Origin of the sequence: Ferrovibrio sp. (assembly GCF_046297595.1) — a bacterium.
GTDB lineage: Bacteria > Pseudomonadota > Alphaproteobacteria > Ferrovibrionales > Ferrovibrionaceae > Ferrovibrio.
The window spans coordinates 24,519-43,395 of record NZ_JBKBHT010000008.1; the positions used below are offsets into that span (position 1 = coordinate 24,519).

General features: G+C 65.3%; 17 protein-coding genes and 1 riboswitch. Of the genes, 12 read left to right on the plus strand and 5 right to left on the minus strand.

Annotated features, from left to right (window positions below):
* Window positions 1-21 precede the first annotated feature (21 nt).
* The 5 genes from ACK4FJ_RS17685 to ACK4FJ_RS17705 all read left to right on the plus strand — a co-directional run bounded on the left by ACK4FJ_RS17685 (window position 22) and on the right by ACK4FJ_RS17705 (window position 5,481).
* Window positions 22-1,344 carry a Rieske 2Fe-2S domain-containing protein gene (locus ACK4FJ_RS17685; protein ID WP_409768054.1) on the plus strand — a complete coding sequence of 441 codons (1,323 nt, stop codon included), beginning with the start codon at window positions 22-24 and terminating at the stop codon, window positions 1,342-1,344.
* A gap of 28 nt (window positions 1,345-1,372) precedes the next feature.
* Window positions 1,373-2,809: a glutamine synthetase family protein gene (locus tag ACK4FJ_RS17690; RefSeq protein ID WP_409768055.1), complete on the plus strand. Its 1,437-nt coding sequence runs from the start codon at window positions 1,373-1,375 to the stop codon at window positions 2,807-2,809.
* Window positions 2,809-3,435, plus strand: coding sequence for a TIGR02466 family protein (locus ACK4FJ_RS17695; RefSeq protein WP_409768056.1), 627 nt, complete (start codon window positions 2,809-2,811; stop codon window positions 3,433-3,435). Before ACK4FJ_RS17690 ends, ACK4FJ_RS17695 begins: the two co-directional genes overlap by 1 nt.
* 92 nt (window positions 3,436-3,527) lie before the next feature.
* Window positions 3,528-4,637 (plus strand): NADH:flavin oxidoreductase/NADH oxidase, encoded by a 1,110-nt coding sequence (locus tag ACK4FJ_RS17700; RefSeq protein WP_409768057.1) that lies wholly within the window; start codon window positions 3,528-3,530, stop codon window positions 4,635-4,637.
* Between the two features lie 71 nt (window positions 4,638-4,708).
* A riboswitch (FMN riboswitch) is annotated at window positions 4,709-4,864 on the plus strand.
* Between the two features lie 104 nt (window positions 4,865-4,968).
* On the plus strand, window positions 4,969-5,481 hold the full coding sequence (locus ACK4FJ_RS17705; RefSeq protein ID WP_409768058.1) for a 6,7-dimethyl-8-ribityllumazine synthase: 513 nt from the start codon (window positions 4,969-4,971) through the stop codon (window positions 5,479-5,481).
* Window positions 5,482-5,512: 31 nt separating this feature from the next.
* Here ACK4FJ_RS17705 and ACK4FJ_RS17710 read toward each other — a convergent pair whose 3' ends face one another.
* The 3 genes from ACK4FJ_RS17710 to ACK4FJ_RS17720 are packed head-to-tail and all read right to left on the minus strand — an operon-like array spanning window position 5,513 to window position 9,040.
* Window positions 5,513-6,730, minus strand: coding sequence for an aminotransferase (locus ACK4FJ_RS17710; protein ID WP_409768059.1), 1,218 nt, complete (start codon window positions 6,728-6,730; stop codon window positions 5,513-5,515).
* A 40-nt stretch (window positions 6,731-6,770) separates the two neighbouring features.
* Window positions 6,771-7,598 (minus strand): hypothetical protein, encoded by an 828-nt coding sequence (locus tag ACK4FJ_RS17715; protein ID WP_409768060.1) that lies wholly within the window; start codon window positions 7,596-7,598, stop codon window positions 6,771-6,773.
* On the minus strand, window positions 7,595-9,040 hold the full coding sequence (locus tag ACK4FJ_RS17720; RefSeq protein WP_409768061.1) for a DHA2 family efflux MFS transporter permease subunit: 1,446 nt from the start codon (window positions 9,038-9,040) through the stop codon (window positions 7,595-7,597). The genes ACK4FJ_RS17715 and ACK4FJ_RS17720 overlap by 4 nt, the downstream gene beginning before the upstream one ends.
* A 275-nt stretch (window positions 9,041-9,315) precedes the next feature.
* On the opposite strand from ACK4FJ_RS17720, the gene ACK4FJ_RS17725 reads away from it, so the two are divergent.
* Together ACK4FJ_RS17725 and cydB are read left to right on the plus strand one after the other, a co-directional pair.
* The gene (locus ACK4FJ_RS17725; protein ID WP_409768062.1) at window positions 9,316-10,725 is read left to right on the plus strand and encodes a cytochrome ubiquinol oxidase subunit I; all 1,410 of its coding nucleotides are present in this window, start codon (window positions 9,316-9,318) and stop codon (window positions 10,723-10,725) included.
* Window positions 10,726-10,738: 13 nt separating this feature from the next.
* Window positions 10,739-11,746 carry a cytochrome d ubiquinol oxidase subunit II gene (cydB, locus tag ACK4FJ_RS17730; RefSeq protein ID WP_409768063.1) on the plus strand — a complete coding sequence of 336 codons (1,008 nt, stop codon included), beginning with the start codon at window positions 10,739-10,741 and terminating at the stop codon, window positions 11,744-11,746.
* Between the two features lie 61 nt (window positions 11,747-11,807).
* Here cydB and ACK4FJ_RS17735 read toward each other — a convergent pair whose 3' ends face one another.
* Entirely contained in the window at window positions 11,808-12,572 is a 765-nt protein-coding gene (locus ACK4FJ_RS17735; RefSeq protein WP_409768064.1) for an RluA family pseudouridine synthase, read from the minus strand.
* 29 nt (window positions 12,573-12,601) lie between these two features.
* Complete coding sequence (locus tag ACK4FJ_RS17740; RefSeq protein WP_409768065.1) at window positions 12,602-13,390, minus strand: COG3650 family protein; 789 nt, start codon at window positions 13,388-13,390, stop codon at window positions 12,602-12,604.
* A 77-nt stretch (window positions 13,391-13,467) separates the two neighbouring features.
* On the opposite strand from ACK4FJ_RS17740, the gene ACK4FJ_RS17745 reads away from it, so the two are divergent.
* The 5 genes from ACK4FJ_RS17745 (at window position 13,468) to ACK4FJ_RS17765 (ending at window position 18,848) form a co-directional block, all read left to right on the plus strand.
* Window positions 13,468-13,980, plus strand: a complete 513-nt coding sequence (locus ACK4FJ_RS17745; protein ID WP_409768066.1) for a GNAT family N-acetyltransferase — start codon at window positions 13,468-13,470, stop codon at window positions 13,978-13,980.
* 234 nt (window positions 13,981-14,214) lie between these two features.
* A complete protein-coding gene (locus tag ACK4FJ_RS17750) occupies window positions 14,215-15,324 on the plus strand; it encodes a TRAP transporter substrate-binding protein (protein WP_409768067.1) in 1,110 nt (369 codons plus the stop codon).
* A gap of 9 nt (window positions 15,325-15,333) precedes the next feature.
* Window positions 15,334-15,894 carry a TRAP transporter small permease subunit gene (locus ACK4FJ_RS17755; protein ID WP_409768068.1) on the plus strand — a complete coding sequence of 187 codons (561 nt, stop codon included), beginning with the start codon at window positions 15,334-15,336 and terminating at the stop codon, window positions 15,892-15,894.
* The gene (locus ACK4FJ_RS17760; protein WP_409768069.1) at window positions 15,881-17,206 is read left to right on the plus strand and encodes a TRAP transporter large permease subunit; all 1,326 of its coding nucleotides are present in this window, start codon (window positions 15,881-15,883) and stop codon (window positions 17,204-17,206) included. Before ACK4FJ_RS17755 ends, ACK4FJ_RS17760 begins: the two co-directional genes overlap by 14 nt.
* 52 nt (window positions 17,207-17,258) lie before the next feature.
* The gene (locus ACK4FJ_RS17765; protein ID WP_409768070.1) at window positions 17,259-18,848 is read left to right on the plus strand and encodes a gamma-glutamyltransferase family protein; all 1,590 of its coding nucleotides are present in this window, start codon (window positions 17,259-17,261) and stop codon (window positions 18,846-18,848) included.
* The last annotated feature ends 29 nt before the right edge of the window (window positions 18,849-18,877 follow it).

The window sequence follows — 18,877 nt, forward strand, 5'->3', positions numbered from 1 at the left end:
CTGGATCTGAGGGAGTCCGCGATGACCACGCACGAACAGAATATGCGCATGACCCTGGTGGGGCCGGACAAGCCGGCGGGCAAGCTGCTGCGGCAATACTGGCAGCCGGCGGCCCTGATCGAGGAGCTTGATCCCGAGCGCCCGGTGCGCGCCGTGAAGCTGCTGGGCCAGGACTTCGTGTTGTTCCGCGACGAGCAGGGACGTTACGGCATGCTTGACCGCGACTGCCCGCATCGCGGTGCCGATCTGGCCTTCGGCCGGCCCGAGGATGGCGGCCTGCGCTGTCCCTTTCATGGCTGGCTGTTCGATGTGAAGGGCCAGTGCCTGCAGACCCCGGCCGAGCCGGAGAACAGCCGCCTGTGCCAACGCATCCGGCAGAAAAGTTACCCGGTGGTCCTGCGCAGCGGCATCCTGTTCGCTTACCTCGGAGACGGTGAGCCGCCGGCCTTCCCCGATTTCGACTGCTTCGTCGCGCCCGACAGCCACGTTTTCGCCTTCAAGGGCCATATCGCCTGTAACTGGCTGCAGGCCCTGGAGGTCGGCATCGATCCGGCCCATGCCTCCTTCCTGCACCGTTTCTTCGAGGACGAGGATACCAGCGCCAGTTACGGCAAGCAGTTCCGTGCCGCGTCCGCCGATTCCGACATGCCGATGACCAAGGTGCTGCGCGAATTCGACCGCCCGCAGATCGAGGTCGAGCGCACGGATTACGGCATGCGGCTGTTCGCCCTGCGCCAGATCAGCGATGCCAGCACCCATGTGCGCGTCACCAACCTGATATTCCCGCAGACGTTCAACATCCCGCTCTCGGCCGAGATGACCATCACGCAATGGCATGTACCGATCGATGATGTGAACTGCTACTGGTATGCCATCTTCACCAGCTTCGGCGCGCCGGTCGACAAGGCGCAGATGCGGGCCCAGCGGCTGGAGCTCTACACCCTGCCGGATTACATCCCGCGCCTCAACAAGGCCAACAATTACGGCTTCGACCCGCAGCAGCAGAAGACCCAGACCTATACCGGCATGGGCTTCGACATCAACGTGCACGACCAATGGGCGGTGGAGAGCCTGGGGCCGATCCAGGACCGCACCCGCGAGCATCTGGGCAGCACCGACAAAGCCATCATCAACTATCGTTCGATGCTGATGAAGGCCATCGACCAGGTCGAGCAGGGCGGCGAAAAGCCGCTGATGGTGCTGGATGGCGAAAGCGCCCGGGCCATCCGGGGCCCGATCACGGTGGATGGTGTTGCCCCCACGGCGCAGTGGCAGGCATACTGGCGCGAGGCCGATGCCCGTAAGCGCCGCCAGGCGCCCTGGCTGGCGCAGGCGGCCGAATAGCGGCGATTTTGCGTTGGGGGACAGCAGCGTGAGTTTTGTCGAACGGCACGGCCTGTGGACGCCGGAGCAGAAAAAGGCGGCCGAGGCCGTCGAACGCGAGGTGGCCGGCCGCGGTCTGGGCGTGGTGCGGTTTTCCTTCGCCGACCAGCACGGCATCCTGCGCGGCAAGACGGTGGTGGCCGAGGAACTGCCGGGCGCAATGCGCGCAGGCGTCGGCTTCACCACCACTTTGCTGGCCAAGGACACCGCGCACCGCACGGTGTTTCCGGTCTTCACCCAGGGCGGCGGTTTCGGCCTGCCGGAAATGCAGGGTGCCGCCGACATCCTGATGGTGCCCGATCCCACCACATTCAAGATACTGCCCTGGGCGCCGCATAGCGGCTGGCTGCTCTGCGACCTTTATTTCGCCGATGGCCGTCCGGTGCCATTTTCGACGCGCCGGATTTTCCGCGACACGCTGACCCGGCTGAACGAGCAGGGCTACGATTATGTCTCGGGCCTGGAAGTCGAGTTCCATGTCTTCAAACTCGAAGACCCGAAGCTGAAGCCCGAAGATGCCGGCCAGCCCGGCAATCCACCCGAGGTGAGCCTGCTGACGCAGGGCTATCAGTATCTGACCGAGCAGCGCTACGACCAGTATGACGAGATTTATGAAATCCTGCGCAAGGACGTGCAGGCGCTGGGTCTGCCGCTGCGGTCGCTGGAGGTCGAGTTCGGGCCCAGCCAGGCGGAATTCACCTTCCGCCCGGGCGCCAATCTCGAATCCGCCGATACCATGGTGCTGTTCCGCTCGGCGGCCAAGCAGATCGCGCGCCGGCATGGTTATCACGTCACCTTCATGTGCCGGCCGAAGCTGCCCAACGTGTTTTCCTCGGGCTGGCATCTGCACCAGTCGCTGAAGGATCGCAAGACCGGCGCCAATGCCTTCATCCCGGAGGAAGACGGCCAGCCGCTGTCGAAACTCGGCCGGCATTTCCTCGCCGGCCTGCTGGAGCATGCGCCGGCCTCGGCCGCTTTCGCCGCGCCCACGATCAACGCCTATCGCCGCTATCGCCCCTATTCGCTGGCACCCGACCGCGCCATCTGGGGCCGCGATAATCGCGGCGTGATGTGCCGCGTGCTGGGCGCCAAGGGCGATCCGGCCAGCCGCATCGAAAACCGCCTGGGCGAACCGGCGGCCAATCCCTATCTCTACATGGCGTCGCAGCTGATCGCCGGCATGGACGGCATGGCGAAACAGGCCGAACCGCCGCCCTCGGCCGATGTGCCCTATGAAACGCCGGCCCCGATGCTGCCGCGTTCGCTAGAGTCTGCGTTGGCTGCCCTGCGCGCCAGCGCCTGCTATCGTGGCGGCTTCGGCGACCGCTTCGTCGACTATTTCCTGCATATCAAGGAAGCCGAGATCGCGCGCTACCAGCTCGAGGTGAGCGAATGGGAGCATCGCGAATATTTCGAGATGTTCTAATGACGCTGCTCAGCCTGTTTGCCACCCGCATCTATTCGGCGCCGTTGAAAAAGAACGGCCTCGAGCGTTTCAACCGCGACCTGATCGACGAATGCGACGGCCTGCGTTCGGCCGATACTGCCGGACAGGCCTGGAGCGCGAAGAACTATCCGGGCGGCTATACCTCCTATGGCAGCCACGACAAGCTGCATTGCATTTCCTCGGGCTTTGCAGCGCTGGAAAAGGCCATCGCGCCGCATGTGAGGGCTTATGCGAAGCAGCTGGGCTACGACATGCGCGGTCGTCGGCTGGAAATGACCGATTGCTGGGTCAACATGATGGCCGGCCCGGTCACCCACGGCCTGCATCTGCATCCCCTGAGTTTCATCAGCGGTACATATTACGTGCAGGCCCCGCGCGGCGCGGCGGCAATCAAGTTCGAGGACCCACGGCTCGACCGACTGATGGCAGCGCCGCCCAAACGCGACGACCTGCCGCCGCGCGAAAGGCTGCATTACAGCGTCAAGCCGAAGGCGGGCAGCCTGGTGCTGTTCGAAAGCTGGCTGCGCCATGAGGTGCCGCCCAGCTTTACAAAGCAGGAACGGATTTCGATCAGCTTCAACTACGCTTGGCGCGACCAATCCTGAAATTGGTGCAGCGGAAGCGAGGCGCTTGAAATCGCGGCGCGCTGCGCCACACTCAAGCGGCGTCGTTCCAACCAGCTTCCGGTATCCCAGACATGTCCGCCCTGTTCGAGCCTTTGCAGCTGCGCTCCGTCACGCTGCCCAACCGCATCGTGCTGTCGCCGATGTGCCAGTATTCCGCCACCGATGGCGTGCCGAACGAGTGGCACCGCATCCATCTCGGCCGCTATGCCGCCGCCGGCCTGGGCCTGATCATGGCCGAGGCCACCCATGTCAGTGCCCAGGGCCGCATCACGCCCGGCTGCCTCGGCCTCTATAACGCCGTGCAGGAGGCTGAATTCGCCGCCATTGCCGCCGATCTCAAGCATTTTGGCCGCGCCCCGGTGGCGATCCAGCTGGCCCATGCCGGCCGCAAGGCCTCCACCGACCTGCCCTGGCGCGGCGGCAAACCACTGATCGGCCCGGAAGCCTGGCTGACCGAGGCGCCAAGCGCGTTGCCCCACGGCGAAGGCTGGCATGTGCCGCAGGCGCTGGATGAGGAAAGCCTGGCGCGGGTGAAGCGTGACTTCGTCGAAGCGACGCAACGCGCCGACCGCGCCGGCATCGATCTGATCGAGCTGCATGGTGCCCATGGTTACCTGCTGCACCAGTTCGTCTCGCCGATTTCCAACCGGCGCAACGACTCTTACGGCGGCAGCCTGGACAACCGCCTGCGCTTCCCGCTGGAAGTGTTCGAAGCCGTGCGCGCCGCCTGGCCCGCGCACAAGCCGCTGGGCATGCGCATCACCGGCAGCGACTGGATGGGCGCCGAAGGCCTGGAGATTGCCGATGCGATCCGTTTCGCGTCAGCGCTTAAAGAGCTGGGCTGCGATTTCGTCGATGTCTCGTCCGGCGGCGTTTCGCTGCAGCAGAAGATCGTCACCGGGCCGGGCTATCAGGTGCCGTTTGCCGAGGCCGTGAAGAAAGCTACCGGGATGGTCACCATGGCGGTCGGCCTGATCACCGAGCCGGCGCAGGCCGAAGCCATCGTGGCGGAAGGTCGTGCCGACCTGGTGGCGATGGCCCGCGCCCTGCTCAACGATCCCTTCTGGCCCTGGCGCGCCGCCGATGCGCTGGGCGCGGATGTCCATGTGCCGCCGCAATATCTGCGCGGCCGGGTGCGTGGCGTGGATACGCCGCGCGAAATGCTGAAGGCCGTGCGCTGACGTAACGACAGTCTTGCCGTTGGCCTCGTCCCGTCCTATTCAGGATTTGGCCGTCCGGATGAGCCGGGCGGCCACGTTCTCAGGGCGGGGTGAAAGTCCCCACCGGCGGTAAGCATCTTCGGATGCAAGCCCGCGAGCGCCTGGTCGCTTTCATGCGGTGGCCGGGGTCAGCAGATTCGGTGCAAGGCCGAAGCCGACGGTTACAGTCCGGATGGAAGAGAACGGTGCGCAGTCCGTGTCGGACGGCTGTGCGGCTTTGCGCCGCGCGGACGGCCGCGCCTCTGTCGCCGTGCGCCCTGATTCTGGCAATGGCAGAGGAAAGGACGCCATCATGAATCAGAGCCAAGCAGAACATACCTCCTCATCGTTCCGTCTCGATGCTGGCGGCAGCCAGGCCATCAGGGTCGCCTTCGTGCAATCCTGCTGGCATCGCGACATCGTGGACAAAGCCTGGGACAGTTTCCTGGCCGAAATGGGTAGGGCCGGCCTGCGCCAGGGCAGTATCGACCGTTTCGAACTGCCCGGCGCCTTCGAAATCCCGCTGCAGGCCAAATTGCTGGCCCAGGGCGGGCGGTATCAGGCCATCGTCGCCGCCGGTTTCGTGGTGGATGGCGGCATCTATCGGCATGATTTTGTGGCCGATGCCGTGATCAAGGGCCTGATGCAGGTGCAGCTCGAAACCGGCGTGCCGGTGTTGAGCTGCGTGCTCACGCCGCTGCGCTTCCACGAGCATGAGGAACATCGGCGTTTCTTCGCCGATCATTTCGTGGTGAAGGGCCGCGAGGTGGCGCTGGCCTGCGCGGCGACGCTGAAGAATATCGGCAGTATCAGGAAGGCGGCCTGAGGTGGGAGGCCTCGCCGGCAACGGCGGGGCCTCAGCCCTTCTTTACGAACTTTGCGATCCGCTCCACCGCACCGTCCAGCTTGTCGTAGCTCTTGGCGAAGCAGAAGCGCACCACGCTGCGCACATGGTCTTCGGCATAGAAGGCGCTGACCGGGATGGCGGCCACCTTCGCCTGTTCCACCATGCGGGTGCAGAAATCCGCATCGTCGATGGCGTTGCTGCCTTTGGCCGCGTAGATCGGCGCCAGGTCGACATTCAGGAAATAGGTCGCCTTGCTGGGCAGCACGGTGAGGCCGGCTTCGGTCAAACCCGCCGCGAAGCGGTCGCGCGCCGTTTGCAGGGTCTGGCGCATGCCGGCGAAATATTCGTCCGTCTTGCCCAGGCCATAGGCCACGGCGGTCTGCAGGTTGGGCGGCGTGGTGAAGGTGACATACTGGTGCGCCTTGGCCAGCACCTTCATGATCTGCGGCGCGGCGCAGACGAAACCGACCTTCCAGCCGGTGAGCGAAAAGATCTTGCCGGCCGAGCCGATCTTGATGCAGCGCTCGCGCAGGCCCGGCATGGCGATCAGCGGCGTATGCGTCAGGCCATCGAACAGCACATGCTCCCAGACTTCGTCGCAGATCGCGATGGCATCGTATTTCACCAGGAAGCGGCCCAGCAGCTCCAGATCCTCGCGCGTGAAGACCGTGGCGGTGGGATTGAGCGGGTTGTTGAACACCACCGCCTTGGTCTTCGGCGAGAAGGCGGCCTCCAGCGCGGCCTCGTCCAGCCGCCAGTGCGGCGGCCGCAGGGTGACGAATTTGGCGATGCCGCCGGCGCGCTGCACCAGCGGCAGATAGGCATCGTACATCGGCTGGAACAGCACGACCTCGTCGCCTGGCTCGATCAGCGCCAGCAGGCTGTCGGCCAGGGCCTCGGTGGCGCCCGAGGTGATCATCACTTCCGACTGCCAGTCGAGGTCGAGTTTGTGAAAGCGTTTGTAATGCTCGGCCACAGCCTGGCGCAAATCGGGCAGGCCCATCATCGGCGGGTACTGGTTCCAGCCCGATACGACTGCTTGCGCTGCCTTGGCGCGCACATCCTCGGGGCCCGGATCGTCGGGGAAGCCCTGGCCAAGGTTGATCGCGTCATGCTGCAGCGCCAGCCGCGACATGGTCTCGAAGATCGTGGTGGGCGCGTCGGCAAAGATCGGGTTCAGGCGGGTGGTCATGGCGACGGACAAGCTGGTTTTCAGGGATGGCGCCATGTAGCACGCGGCCGGGCCGGCCAAAAGCCCCAGAAAGCCCTCAGGCCACGTTAACCCGCTTCATTTGCCGCCGCCGCAACAGGCCGAGCGTCAGCGCCACCAGCAGCGAACCGGCAATGCCCAGCATGAAGGCGGTAAAGCGCGGCAGGCCAGCGGCGGCAAAAGCGGGTCCGAGCAGGATCAGGCAGCAGAAAAAGGGGATATGGCTGACCATGCCGATCTGAGTCGCGCGCATGGCGGCCCGGATGCCGGCCGCATCCAGACGACGCGGCAGGAACCAGCAGACCGCCAGCAGGGCAACCGGAAAAGACGCGAAGATGCCGGCGATGCGCGGGCCGAACAACTCGGCCAGCAGGCTGACGCCAATTACCAGTATGCCCGCCATGGCGCCGCGCAGCACGATCTCGAACAGCGGCGAGCGACTGCGCGCGGCCGGCGCGGTCAGCAATACATTACGGCCGGCCAGCCAGGCGACCAGCGCGGCGGTGGCCAGGATGCCCAGCGAGATGAAGATGCTGGCGGGCAGCAGGCGGATCGCCAGCCCGACCACGAACCATGTGCCCAGGGCACAGGCCAGCACGGCCGGCATCGGCAGGTAACGCACCAGGCCAATCACCACGGCGATGAATAGCAGCACGGCGCCGATGGTGGCCAGGCTGCCCTGCGCGGCGGTGGCGATGAAGCCGGCATCATGCTGCAACAGCAGGAACAGATAAGCCGGCGCGGTGACGATCGGCAGGGCCAGCACGATGCCGCCGATGAAGGGCGAGCTGCGTTCCATCAGCGCGATCACGCCGCCGACGAAGCCGGCGGTGGCGAGGCCGCGGGCCAGCACCGCCAGCCACGCGATATCGGGAATCTCTGTCATGTCTTGCCGGGTGGATGATCGCCGGGCGGCAGCGGGGTGCCCTGGCTCATGCGCTGGGTCGGTGCGAACAGGCGGTGACCGCTCACTTCCGCGCCGGCATCGGGCGGCAGGCGCAGGAAGATGATGGCCGACAGCATCGCGGTCAGGCCAACCGTGAGGAAGGCTGGCGTGAAATCGGCGGGGCCGATCCGCTCGGGCCCGCCGCCCCAGGTGACGGTGGCATGCAGCACCATGGCGCCCACCGCCACGCCGGCCGACAAGGATAATTGCTGCATCATGCTGGTGAAGCTGGTGGCGCGGCTCATGCGCGCATTGTCGATGTCGGAGACCGCCAGCGTGTTGATGCTGGTGAATTGCAGCGAGCGGAAGAACCCACCGAACAGCAGCAGGCCGAGGATCAGCAGATGCGGCGTATCGGGCCGGAACAGGCCGCAGATGGCGATGAAGGCGCCGCTTAAAATCGCGTTGCCGATCAGCACATGGCGGAAACCCAGCCGGCGCAGGATCGGGCCGGCCGCCATCTTCATGGTGAGCGCGCCGGCGGCCGAGACGAAGGTGAGCATGCCGGATTCGAAGGCCGTGAGGCCGAAGCCGAGCTGCAGCATCAGCGGCAGTAGGAAGGGCAGGGCGCCGACGCCGATGCGGAACAGGAAGCCGCCCATCACGCCGATGCGGAAGGTCGGCACGCGCAGCAGCCTGAGGTCGAGCACCGGATGCGGGTGGCGCCTTGCATGGCGGATGTAAAGCCCGATGCCGATGCTGCCCATCACCAGCAGGCCGGCCACCACGGCATCGGGCAGCAGGCCGCGGCCGATGGTCTCGAAACCGAACACCAGGCCGCAGAGCCCGAGCGCGGAGAGCAGGAAGCCGCGCCAGTCCAGCGGCGGCACATTCTCTTCCCGCACATTCGGGATATAGAGCGTGACCAGCACCATGCCGAGCAGGCCGATCGGCAGGTTGATCCAGAAGATCCAGCGCCAGGAGAGATAGGTGGTGAGGAAGCCGCCCAGCGGCGGGCCGATCACCGGTCCGACCAGCGCCGGCACGGTGAGCCAGGCGATGGCGCGCACTAGTTCCGATTTCGGGATCGAGCGCAGCATCACCAGCCGCCCCACTGGCACCATCATGGCGCCGCCCAGGCCCTGCAGCACGCGTGCGCCCACCAGGGTCCAGAAGGAATCGGCCAGGCCGCAGAGCAGGGAGCCGATGGTGAAGACGGCGATGGCGGCGCGGAACACGGTGCGTGCGCCGAAACGGTCGGCGACCCAGCCGCTGACCGGTATGAACACGGCCAGGCTGAACAGGTAGGAGGTGATGGCGAGGTTGAGCTTGAGCGGGCTCTCGCCCAGGGATGCCGCGATGCTGGGCAGGGCGGTGGCCAGCACGCTGGAGTCCAGATTCTCCATGAATAGCGCGCAGGCGACGATCAGCGGAATCAGCATCGGTGGTGAAGTGAGGAAAACCGGGAGACAGGAAACGGGACGCTGGCATCATACAGGCAATTGCCGTCCCGATCCCTGCAAATGCTGCAGGGCCGATCTGCAAGATCCGGCATTATCGTCGCGCGACTCCGTGCCGCAGTGCGGCAATTCGCGCCGGGATGCCGCGATTGACCACCGGCATCCGTGCGGCATTTCTTTCCACATCCGGCAAATGGCGTTAGCCTGATCGAACGCTTTGCCACATTCCGCGTTGTTATCCCGACCGGAGGCCCCTGATGCAAGCGCTGCTCGATCCCGTCTTCCTTGCCCGGCTGCAATTCGCCTTCACGGTGTCGTTCCATATCATTTTCCCGGCCTTCACCATCGGGCTGGCCAGTTATCTCGCCGTTCTGGAAGTCCTGTGGCTCGCGACCAAACGCGAGGTCTACATGCAGGTCTTCCGGTTCTGGCTGAAGATCTTCGCCGTCACCTTCGGCATGGGCGTCGTGTCCGGCCTGGTGATGAGCTACCAGTTCGGCACCAACTGGTCGGTGTTTTCCGACCGGGCCGGGCCAATCATTGGTCCGCTCATGGGCTATGAGGTGCTGTCGGCCTTCTTTCTCGAAGCCGGTTTTCTCGGCGTGATGCTGTTCGGCATGCAGCGTGTCGGCAAGGGCCTGCATGTCTTCGCCACGCTGATGGTGGCCGCCGGCACCTTCTTCTCCGCCTTCTGGATCCTGGCGGTGAACAGCTGGATGCAGACGCCTGCTGGCTATGCCATCGCGCCGAACGGCCAGTTCGTGCCGGAGGACTGGTGGGCCGTGATCTTCAATCCTTCTTTCCCCTATCGGCTGGTGCATATGGTGCTGGCGGCCTATCTCACCACCGCCTTCGTGGTCGGCGCGGTTGGTGCCTGGCATCTGCTGAAGGATCGCACGAATGCGCCGGCGCGGGTGATGTTCTCGATGGCGATGTGGATGGCGGCCATCGTGGCGCCGATCCAGATCTTCGCCGGCGACCTGCATGGCCTCAACACGCTGGAACACCAGCCGGCCAAGATCGCGGCGATGGAAGGCCATTACGAAACGCGGCGCGGCGCGCCGCTGATCCTGTTCGGCCTGCCCGACAACGAGGCGGCGGAAACCAAATATGCCATCGAGGTTCCCAAACTCGGCAGCCTGGTCCTGACCCATGACTGGGACGGCGAAGTGAAGGGTCTGAAAGATTTCCCGCGCGAGAACTGGCCGCCGGCCGCCACCGTGTTCTGGAGCTTCCGCATCATGGTCGGTCTGGGCCTGCTGATGGCGGCTTTGGGGCTTGTCAGCCTCGTCATGCGCTTTGGCGGGCGCATATACAGCAATGCCTGGCTGCATCGCGCCGCGATCCTGATGGGGCCGAGCGGTTTCGTCGCCGTGCTGGCCGGCTGGATCACCACCGAGGTCGGCCGCCAGCCCTTCACCATCTATGGCCTGCTGCGCACGGCCGAGTCCGTCTCACCCATCGGCCTGCCCGGCGTGACGGCCTCGCTGCTCGCCTTCATCGTGGTCTATTTCGCCGTCTTCGGCGCCGGCGTGTTCTACCTGCTGCGCCTGATGGGCAAAACACCCGGTGGAAGCGAGCCGGAGATGCACGGGCCATTGCGGGCCGCCGGCATCACGCCAGCCGCCGGACTGCTGCCGCAGCAGCTCGACCGCCCGGCCGAATAGGAGGAGAAGTATCATGACCCTCGATCTTCCCCTCATCTGGGCCGGCCTGATCGCCTTCGCCGTGCTCGCCTATGTGATCCTCGACGGCTTCGACCTCGGCATCGGCATCCTGTTCCCGCTGTTCAAGCAGGAAAAGGAACGCGACATCCTGATGAACACGGTGGCGCCGGTATGGGATGGCAACGAGACTTGGCTGATCCTTGGTGGCGGCGGCCTGCTGGCAGCCTTCCCGCTGGCCTATGCCATCGTGCTGCCGGCGCTTTATGCCCCGATCACCGTGATGCTGCTCGGCCTGATCTTCCGCGGCGTGGCATTCGAATTCCGCTGGCGCACGCGGCGCGGCAAGGGCGTGTGGGACTGGAGCTTCGCGCTCGGTTCGCTGGCGGCCGCGTTCACGCAGGGCGTCGCGCTGGGTGCGCTGGTCCAGGGCATCCGTGTGGTCGACCGCGCCTATGCCGGCGGCTGGTGGGATTGGCTCACGCCTTTCAGCATCCTCACCGGCATCGCCCTGGTGGTGGGCTATGCTCTGTTGGGCGCCTGCTGGCTGATCATCAAGACCGAAGGCGGTATCCAGGACCGGAATTATCTGTATGCGCGACGCCTGAGCGTGCTGCTGGTTACCCTGATCGGCCTGGTCAGCCTGTGGACGCCTTTCCTCGATCCACAATTCCTCGGCCGCTGGTTCGCCTGGCCCAATATCGCGCTCACCGCGCCGATGCCGGTGCTGGTCCTGGTCATGGCCGGCATCCTGTGGCGCGGCCTGCATGACTACAAACGCCCGCTTCAGCCTTTCCTCGCCGCGCTGGCGCTGTTCGTGCTGTCGTATATCGGGCTGGGCATCAGCTTCTGGCCGCTGATGGTGCCGCCGTCCATCACCATCTGGGATGCGGCGGCACCCGATGCGTCGCTGGGTTTCCTGCTGATCGGCGCCGCGGTGCTGTTGCCCATCATCCTGGCCTATACCGGTTATGCCTACTGGGTCTTCCGCGGCAAGGTGGATCGCCATGCGCATTACCACTGAAGGCCGGATCACTGAAGAACCGGCAGTCCCGTTATGGCGGCGCCTGCTATGGTTTGTGATCTTATGGGCCGGCGGCGTGCTGGTGGTCGCCGGTATCGGCTTTGCCCTGCGGCTCGTGCTTAAGGGCTGAATAGCCGCAGGCAGCCAGGGCGGCCAGCATATGGGCCGGCGGGGCCGCGCTGATGCCGACCGGCGCGCGCGACGGATACAGCGGAAGGGTGATGCTGCGGCTGTGCAGGTGCAGCGGCTGTTGCGATGTCTCGCCATATTGTGCGTCGCCCAGGATCGGGCAGCGCAGCGATGCCAGATGCACGCGGATCTGATGCGTGCGTCCGGTGCGCGGCCGGCATTCGATCCAGCTCAGATCCTCGTTGCCGCCCAGCACGCGGTAATCGGTCACGGCATGCTGGCCGTCCTCGGCGATGGCCATATGCCAGCCGCCATTGCGTGTGGAGAGTTTCTTCAGCGGCGCATCCAAGCGCCCTTCGGCCTGGTCCGGCCGGCCGCGCGTCACCGCCCAGTAGACCTTCTCGACCTTGCCTTCCTGGAACAACTTGCCCAGCTTGCGCAAAGCCTTCGGATGCCGGCCCAGCACGAGGCAGCCCGATGTGTCGCGATCCAGCCGGTGTGCCAGGGCAGGCGGGCGCGGCAGGCCAAAGCGCAGAAAGGCGAAATACCGTTCCAGGTTGTCGCCGCCGCCAGGACCGGCATGCACCGGCAGGCCCGCCGGCTTGTCGAGCACCAGCATCAGGCCGTCGCGATAAAGCAGCCGGGCCTCGATCTGGGCGGCGGTGAGGATCGATTTCATGCCCGACACCTTCGCCATCGTGGCCTCCGCGTCAAGTCGCATGTGATTCAGGGGATCGGCGCGGCCCTTTCGGCGCAGCCATGCAATGTCTGGCCGCCGAACATCACCTCGGCACTGTGATAGTATTGCCGGTCGGCCATGCTGTCGCTGCAGGGCCGGTCGGTGATGATCACCTCCAGCCGGTCGCGGGCATTGCCATCCGGCGGATCGACCACCCAGCTGCGGCGCCGCTCGCCTGATTCCGGAGGCGCGGCCGGATAGCGCCGGGGCAGGTCGCCCAGCCGGTCGAGAACGATGCCGTCGCTGGCGATCCGCACAGTCCAGAACGGCTCGTTGCCGAAGACGCGCCAGTTATCCTGCAGAACCGGGGTCTGGCCCCGTTCGCAATCGGGGCGGCGATAGCTCAGCCAGCCCAGCAGCCGGCCGTCGCGGGTCAGTACCGGTTCCGGCAGGAAGCAGGGTGCAAAAGGCTCGGCCATCGTCGCCGGTGTGAATGCAGGGCCTTTCAGGGGGCGGGTTTCCGCCGGCTCGAGGCGCGGGGCGGGGGTCCCGCCGCTGCCGGCCTGGCAGTCCGTGCTTGCGCCATCGGCACCGGTAACGCGCACCAGGATCATGCCGTGATTCTGCGGCACCACGTCATCCGCCCGTGCCGGCTGAGCCGGATGGGCATTCAGGCAGGCCATCAGGCCGGGATACAGCGCCGGCAGGAAGCGGCTCCAGTCTTCACTCTGCTGCGCGCGGGCGGGCAGCGTGATCTCATCGGGCGCCACGCGGTCGGCGCAGGCGGTCAGTGTCAGCAATGCGGCAAGACAGGCATGGCGGAACGCATGTTTCATGCAGCGATCCAGACAAAGAAATGCGGCAGCATCGCGGCAGCTTGACCGCTCCGTCCACGGATTCATACCGTCGCGCCATGACTCACAGCTTATCGCTGCCTGACGATATCGTACTGACGCCCTACACGGCTGACGATGCCGCCGCCGTAAGGGCCCTGCATGCGCTGGCTTTCCGCCATCTCGCCGCCGGCCATCATACGCCGGCGCAGATCGCCGCTCACGAGGCGCTGATTGCTGCGGCTGAATACGCAGACGACCTCGCGCGCTCGCATCTGATCCTCGCGCAGCACCCGACAGCCGGTCTGGTCGCCACCGCAGGCTGGCTGGAATTCCCCGAACGGGCGGGCACCGCGCGCATCCGCAAGGTCTTCGTGCATCCCGGCTGGGCCCGCCGCGGTCTGGCGACGGCCCTGGTGCGGGCGGCGGAAGATGCGGCACGCGATGCCGGTTACCCGCATCTCTATGTGCGTGCCAACATCAATGCCGTGCCGCTGTATGAACGGCTCGGTTATCGGCGCGAGAACGAAGGCGTGATGCCGGCGGCGGGCGAGGAGCTGCCCGTCGTCTATATGTCCCGCCGCGCGGACTGAGCATTTTTTTTGCCGCAGAAATCGGCAATCGCATCCGAAGCGACTGCCGCATAACACGGCAACGTATAAATCCGGTCTGTCTCCATGCAGCGGATTGGTCCGCTTCTTCCGCCGAATAGAAACGCAAAACAACGCTGTACCAATTCGGGTCGCGCCGGCCCGCCATGGCATATCGATTGCATACACGGCTAGGTCTTTCCCCAGACCTCCATGCAGCAACAAAAGAGGCATGCCATGAAACGCCGTTCCTTCGTGAAAGCCGGTCTGCTCGGCGGTGCCGCCGCGGCGGCAACCTTCGCCAAACCCAACATCGCCACCGCGCAGGGCAAGAGCTTCCAGTGGAAGATGACCAATGCCTATGGCCCCGGTTCGCCCTTCTACGTGGCCGGTCCCGGCAGCCCGACCGATTTCTGCGAGATGGTGAAGAAGATGTCGGGCGGCCGGCTGGTGATCCAGCATTTCGCCGCCGGCGAACTGATCCCCGCGCTGGAAGGCTTCGATGCGGTGTCGAAAGGCATCGTCGAGATGAATGCGGCCAACAGCTATTTCTGGGCCGGCAAGATTCCTGCCGCGCAGTATTTCACCACGGTGCCGTTCGGCCTGAATTTCCAGGGCATGACCGCGTGGCTCTATCACGGCGGCGGCCAGAAGCTGTGGGAGGACCTCTACGCGCCCTTCGACCTGGTGCCGATGGCGATGGGCAATACCGGCGTGCAGATGACCGGCTGGTACCGCAAGCCGATCACCGGCGTCGAGGATTACAAGGGCCTGAAGATGCGCATCCCCGGCCTGGCCGGCAAGGTGTACGCCGCCCTCGGCGTCGACGTGAAGCTGCTGCCCGGCGGTGAAATCTTCCCCGCGCTGGAGCGCGGCGTGATCGATGCCGCCGAATTCGTCGGGCCCTACCAGGATCGGCGCCTCGGCCTGCAGAAAGCGGCGAAATACTACTACACCACCGGCTGGCACGAGCCTTCCAACGTCACCGAGCTGATCGTCAACAAGAAGGCCTGGGCTTCGCTGCCCACCGACCTGCAGGAGATCGTGCGCATGGCCGCCGCCGCCTGCAACACGATCAGCCATACCTGGTGCGAGGCGACCAATGCCGAAGCGCTGGACGACCTGATCAAGAATCACGGCGTGACGGCTCAGCCGCTCCCGCCGCAGGTGGTGGCCAAGCTGAAGGAGGTCACTGAAACGGTGCTGAACGAGGGTGCCGCCAAGGATCCGGCCATCAAGAAGGTCCACGATGCCTTCATGGCCTTCAAGGCCAACCATGACAAATGGGCCGGCATTTCGGAATCCGTCTATCAGACGCAGATTCGCGGCCAGCTCAGCAAGGCATGATCTGTTTTCATGTTTGCGTCGCGTCTTGAGTCCGGCGCCCGCATGCTCGATCTGGTGGTCGAGCATGCGGGGCGCCTCGCATCCTGGGCCGGCTTCGCGCTGGTCTGTGTCATGGCCTTCAACGTGCTGCTGCGCTACCTGTTCCACACCGGATCGGTGGCGATGCAGGAGCTGGAATGGCATCTCATGGCGCCGGTTTCGCTGCTCTGCATGGCCTATGCGATCAAGCATGAAGGCCATGTGCGGGTCGACATCTTCCACAGCCGCTTTCCGCCATGGCTGAGGCAAGTGCTGGAAATCCTGTCCTGCCTCGCCGCTGTCGCCTTCTCGCTCATCATCATCAGGCTGTCCTGGGGTTATGTGATGCAGTCCTACCTGATCGGCGAGACCTCGCCCGATCCGGGTGGACTGCCCTATCGTTTCCTGCTGAAGGCGATGATCCCGCTCGGCTTCCTGCTGCTGCTGATCCAGAGCCTAGCTGCCACCCTGCGCGCCCTGATCCCATTCTTCGGCGGCGATATTCCGCCCGAATCCCAACCTGATCGCCCGTTCGAACATGCCGCTGAATGAAATCCTGGCGCTGTCCTGCATCGCCTCCTTCTTTGTCCTGCTCGCGCTTGGCATCCCGGTCGCGCTCACGCTCGCCATCAGCGGCTTCTTCTTCGGCTGGCTCGGCTTCGGGTCGCTGCTGTTCAACCTGCTGCCGGCGCGTATCTACGGCGTCACCGCCAATTACACGCTGATCGCCATCCCGCTTTTCGTCTTCATGGGCATGATGCTGGAGAAATCCCGCATCGCCGACGACCTGATGGAAGTGATCGGCCACCTCTCGGGCGGTCTGCGCGGCGGCATGGGCATCGGCATCGTGCTGGTCGGCGTGCTGATGGGGGCCACCACCGGCATTGTCGGCGCCACCATCGTCACGCTGGGTCTGCTCACGCTGCCCACCCTGCTCAGGCGCGGTTACGACAAGGGCGTCGCCTGCGGCACCATCTGTGCCTCCGGCACGCTGGGCCAGATCATTCCACCCAGCACGCTGATCATCCTGCTGGCCGATATCCTGGGGCAATCGGTTGGCACGCTGTTCGCCGCCGCACTGATGCCCGGGCTTCTGCTGGCCGGCATTCTCTGCCTCTACCTGATCGTTATGGGCATGGTGCGACCCGACAAGGTGCCGCCGATCCCCCGCGAAGAACGGTTCGCCATGAGCCGGCAGGAGCTTTTGCGCAAGGCGCTCAAGGTCGGACTGCCGCCGATCGCACTCGTGCTGGCCGTGCTGGGTTCTATCATCGGCGGTATTGCCGCGCCCACCGAAGCCGCCTCGATGGGCGCGCTGGGGTCCATCGTGGTTGCCGCCATCGCCGGCCGGCTGAACTGGGGCATGCTGAAGGAAGCAGTGCATGCCACGGGGCGCATCACGGCCTCGATGATCTTTATCCTGATCTGCGCCCAGGTCTTCGCCCTGGCCTTCCGCGGCCTGCAGGGCGAACAGCTGGTGCATGATTTCTTCAAGCTGGTGCCCGGCGGCATCGAGGGTGTGCTCTGGTTCATGATGATCCTGATCTTCATCCTCGGTTTCTTCATCGAATGGATCGAGATCAGCTACATCGTCGTGCCGCTTTTCCTGCCGATCCTGCAGGCGGCGAATGTGGACCTGGTCTGGGTTGCGACCCTGATCGCACTCAACATGCAGACGTCGTTCCTGACGCCGCCGTTTGGCTGGGCGCTGTTCTACCTGCGCGGCGTGGCGCCGCCGCAGGTAACCACCATGGATATCTACAAGGGTGTAATTCCGTTCATCGGCCTGCAATTCCTCGCCGTGGTGATCCTGTTCTACACGCCTTCGATTGCCACTTGGCTGCCGCGCGCAATAGGTTGGTAAGGGGCGGGTGGTAAGGCTGGCATCCGCCATGGGCCTGTCGTAAAGACGCTTCATGCTGAACACACCGCGCGCCCGCCGGGGCATGGTCACCGCTCCCCACCATCTGGCCGCCGAGGCCGGCCTCGCCGTGCTGCGCGAGGGCGGCAACGCTATCGAGGCCACCGTGGCGATGGCGGCGGCGCTCACCGTGGTCTATCCGCACATGACCGGCATCGGGGGCGACGGTTTCTGGCTGATCGCCGTGCCGGGTCGCGATGTGATCGCTATCGAGGCCTGCGGCCGCGCGGCGGCAACGGCAACGCCGGCGCTGTATCAGGCGCAGGGTCTGGGCAGCATCCCCTGGCGCGGCCCGCTGGCCGCCAACACCGTGGCCGCCACGGTCAGCGGCTGGGGCGAGGCACTGCAACTCAGCGCCGAGCTGGGCGGCCGACTGCCGCTGTCGCGCCTGCTGCAGGATGCCGTCTGGTATGCCGAAAACGGCTTCGCGGTGACGCAGAGCCAGCATGACCTCACCGCCTCCAAGCTGACTGAACTCAAAGACGTGCCCGGCTTCGCCGCGCGGTTCCTGCCCGGCGGCAGGGCGCCGGCGGAACGCAGCCTTATGAAACTGCCGGCCCTTGGCGCCACGCTGAAACAGATCGGCGCCAAGGGCACGGAGGATTTCTATCGCGGCGACCTGGCTCGGCGCATCGTGGCCGATCTGGCCCAGATCGGCAGCCCGGTCTCGGCCGAGGATCTTTCCCGCCATCAGGCGCGCCGCGTCGCGCCGCTCGGCGTCGATATCGCGCAGGCAAAACTCTTCAACTTCCCGCCGCCGACGCAGGGCCTGGCCTCGCTGATGATCCTGGCGCTGTTCGAGCGGCTGGGCGTGCGCGACGCGGAAGGTTTCGATCATGTCCACGGCCTGGTGGAGGCCACCAAGCAGGCTTTCCTGGTGCGCGACCGCATCGTCGGCGATCCAGATGCCATGCCCGAAGCGCCGGAGAAATATCTTGAGGCCGCCACGCTCGACGCGCTGGCCGCGAAGATCGACCGCAAACGGGCTTTGCCCTGGCCGCAGCCGGCTTCTGGCGGCGATACCACCTGGATGGGCGCCATCGACGGCAACGGCATCGCGGTCAGCTTCATCCAGTCGATCTATTTCGAATTCGGTTCGGGCTGCGTGCTGGAGGAAACCGGCATCAACTGGCAGAACCGCGGCTCCAGCTTCCTGCTCGATGGAGACTCGCCACGCAAACTCGTGCCGGGCCGCATGCCCTTCCACACGCTCAACCCGGCGCTGGCGCGCTTCAAGGATGGCCGCGTCATGGTCTATGGCACCATGGGCGGCGAGGGCCAGCCGCAGACGCAGTCCGCTTTGTTCACCCGCTACGCGATGTTCGGCCAGGGTTTGCAGCAGGCGATCACCGCGCCCCGTTGGCTGCTGGGCAAGACCTGGGGCGAGAACAGCGTGACGCTGAAACTGGAAAGCCGGTTCGATCCTGCCCTCGTCGCAGCGCTGAAGGCCGCCGGCCACGATGTGGAAATCCTGGAGGATTTCACCGGCACCATGGGGCATGCCGGCGCCATCGTGCAGTATGCGGATGGCGTGCTGGAAGGCGCCACCGACCCGCGCAGCGACGGCGCCGCGGCAGGGTTCTGAGCTTTCTGCCTAAAATTCCGCCGCCGCGG

Coding starts and splice junctions, on each gene's coding strand:
- ACK4FJ_RS17750 (WP_409768067.1), top strand. CDS start 14,215: ATGAAACGCCGTTCCTTCGTGAAAGCCGGTCTGCTCGGCGGTGCCGCC.
- ACK4FJ_RS17735 (WP_409768064.1), bottom strand. CDS start 12,572: ATGGCGAAGGTGTCGGGCATGAAATCGATCCTCACCGCCGCCCAGATC.
- ACK4FJ_RS17685 (WP_409768054.1), top strand. CDS start 22: ATGACCACGCACGAACAGAATATGCGCATGACCCTGGTGGGGCCGGAC.
- ACK4FJ_RS17760 (WP_409768069.1), top strand. CDS start 15,881: ATGCCGCTGAATGAAATCCTGGCGCTGTCCTGCATCGCCTCCTTCTTT.
- cydB (WP_409768063.1), top strand. CDS start 10,739: ATGACCCTCGATCTTCCCCTCATCTGGGCCGGCCTGATCGCCTTCGCC.
- ACK4FJ_RS17695 (WP_409768056.1), top strand. CDS start 2,809: ATGACGCTGCTCAGCCTGTTTGCCACCCGCATCTATTCGGCGCCGTTG.
- ACK4FJ_RS17710 (WP_409768059.1), bottom strand. CDS start 6,730: ATGGCGCCATCCCTGAAAACCAGCTTGTCCGTCGCCATGACCACCCGC.
- ACK4FJ_RS17755 (WP_409768068.1), top strand. CDS start 15,334: ATGTTTGCGTCGCGTCTTGAGTCCGGCGCCCGCATGCTCGATCTGGTG.
- ACK4FJ_RS17745 (WP_409768066.1), top strand. CDS start 13,468: ATGACTCACAGCTTATCGCTGCCTGACGATATCGTACTGACGCCCTAC.
- ACK4FJ_RS17705 (WP_409768058.1), top strand. CDS start 4,969: ATGAATCAGAGCCAAGCAGAACATACCTCCTCATCGTTCCGTCTCGAT.
- ACK4FJ_RS17765 (WP_409768070.1), top strand. CDS start 17,259: ATGCTGAACACACCGCGCGCCCGCCGGGGCATGGTCACCGCTCCCCAC.
- ACK4FJ_RS17725 (WP_409768062.1), top strand. CDS start 9,316: ATGCAAGCGCTGCTCGATCCCGTCTTCCTTGCCCGGCTGCAATTCGCC.
- ACK4FJ_RS17740 (WP_409768065.1), bottom strand. CDS start 13,390: ATGAAACATGCGTTCCGCCATGCCTGTCTTGCCGCATTGCTGACACTG.
- ACK4FJ_RS17700 (WP_409768057.1), top strand. CDS start 3,528: ATGTCCGCCCTGTTCGAGCCTTTGCAGCTGCGCTCCGTCACGCTGCCC.
- ACK4FJ_RS17715 (WP_409768060.1), bottom strand. CDS start 7,598: ATGACAGAGATTCCCGATATCGCGTGGCTGGCGGTGCTGGCCCGCGGC.
- ACK4FJ_RS17720 (WP_409768061.1), bottom strand. CDS start 9,040: ATGCTGATTCCGCTGATCGTCGCCTGCGCGCTATTCATGGAGAATCTG.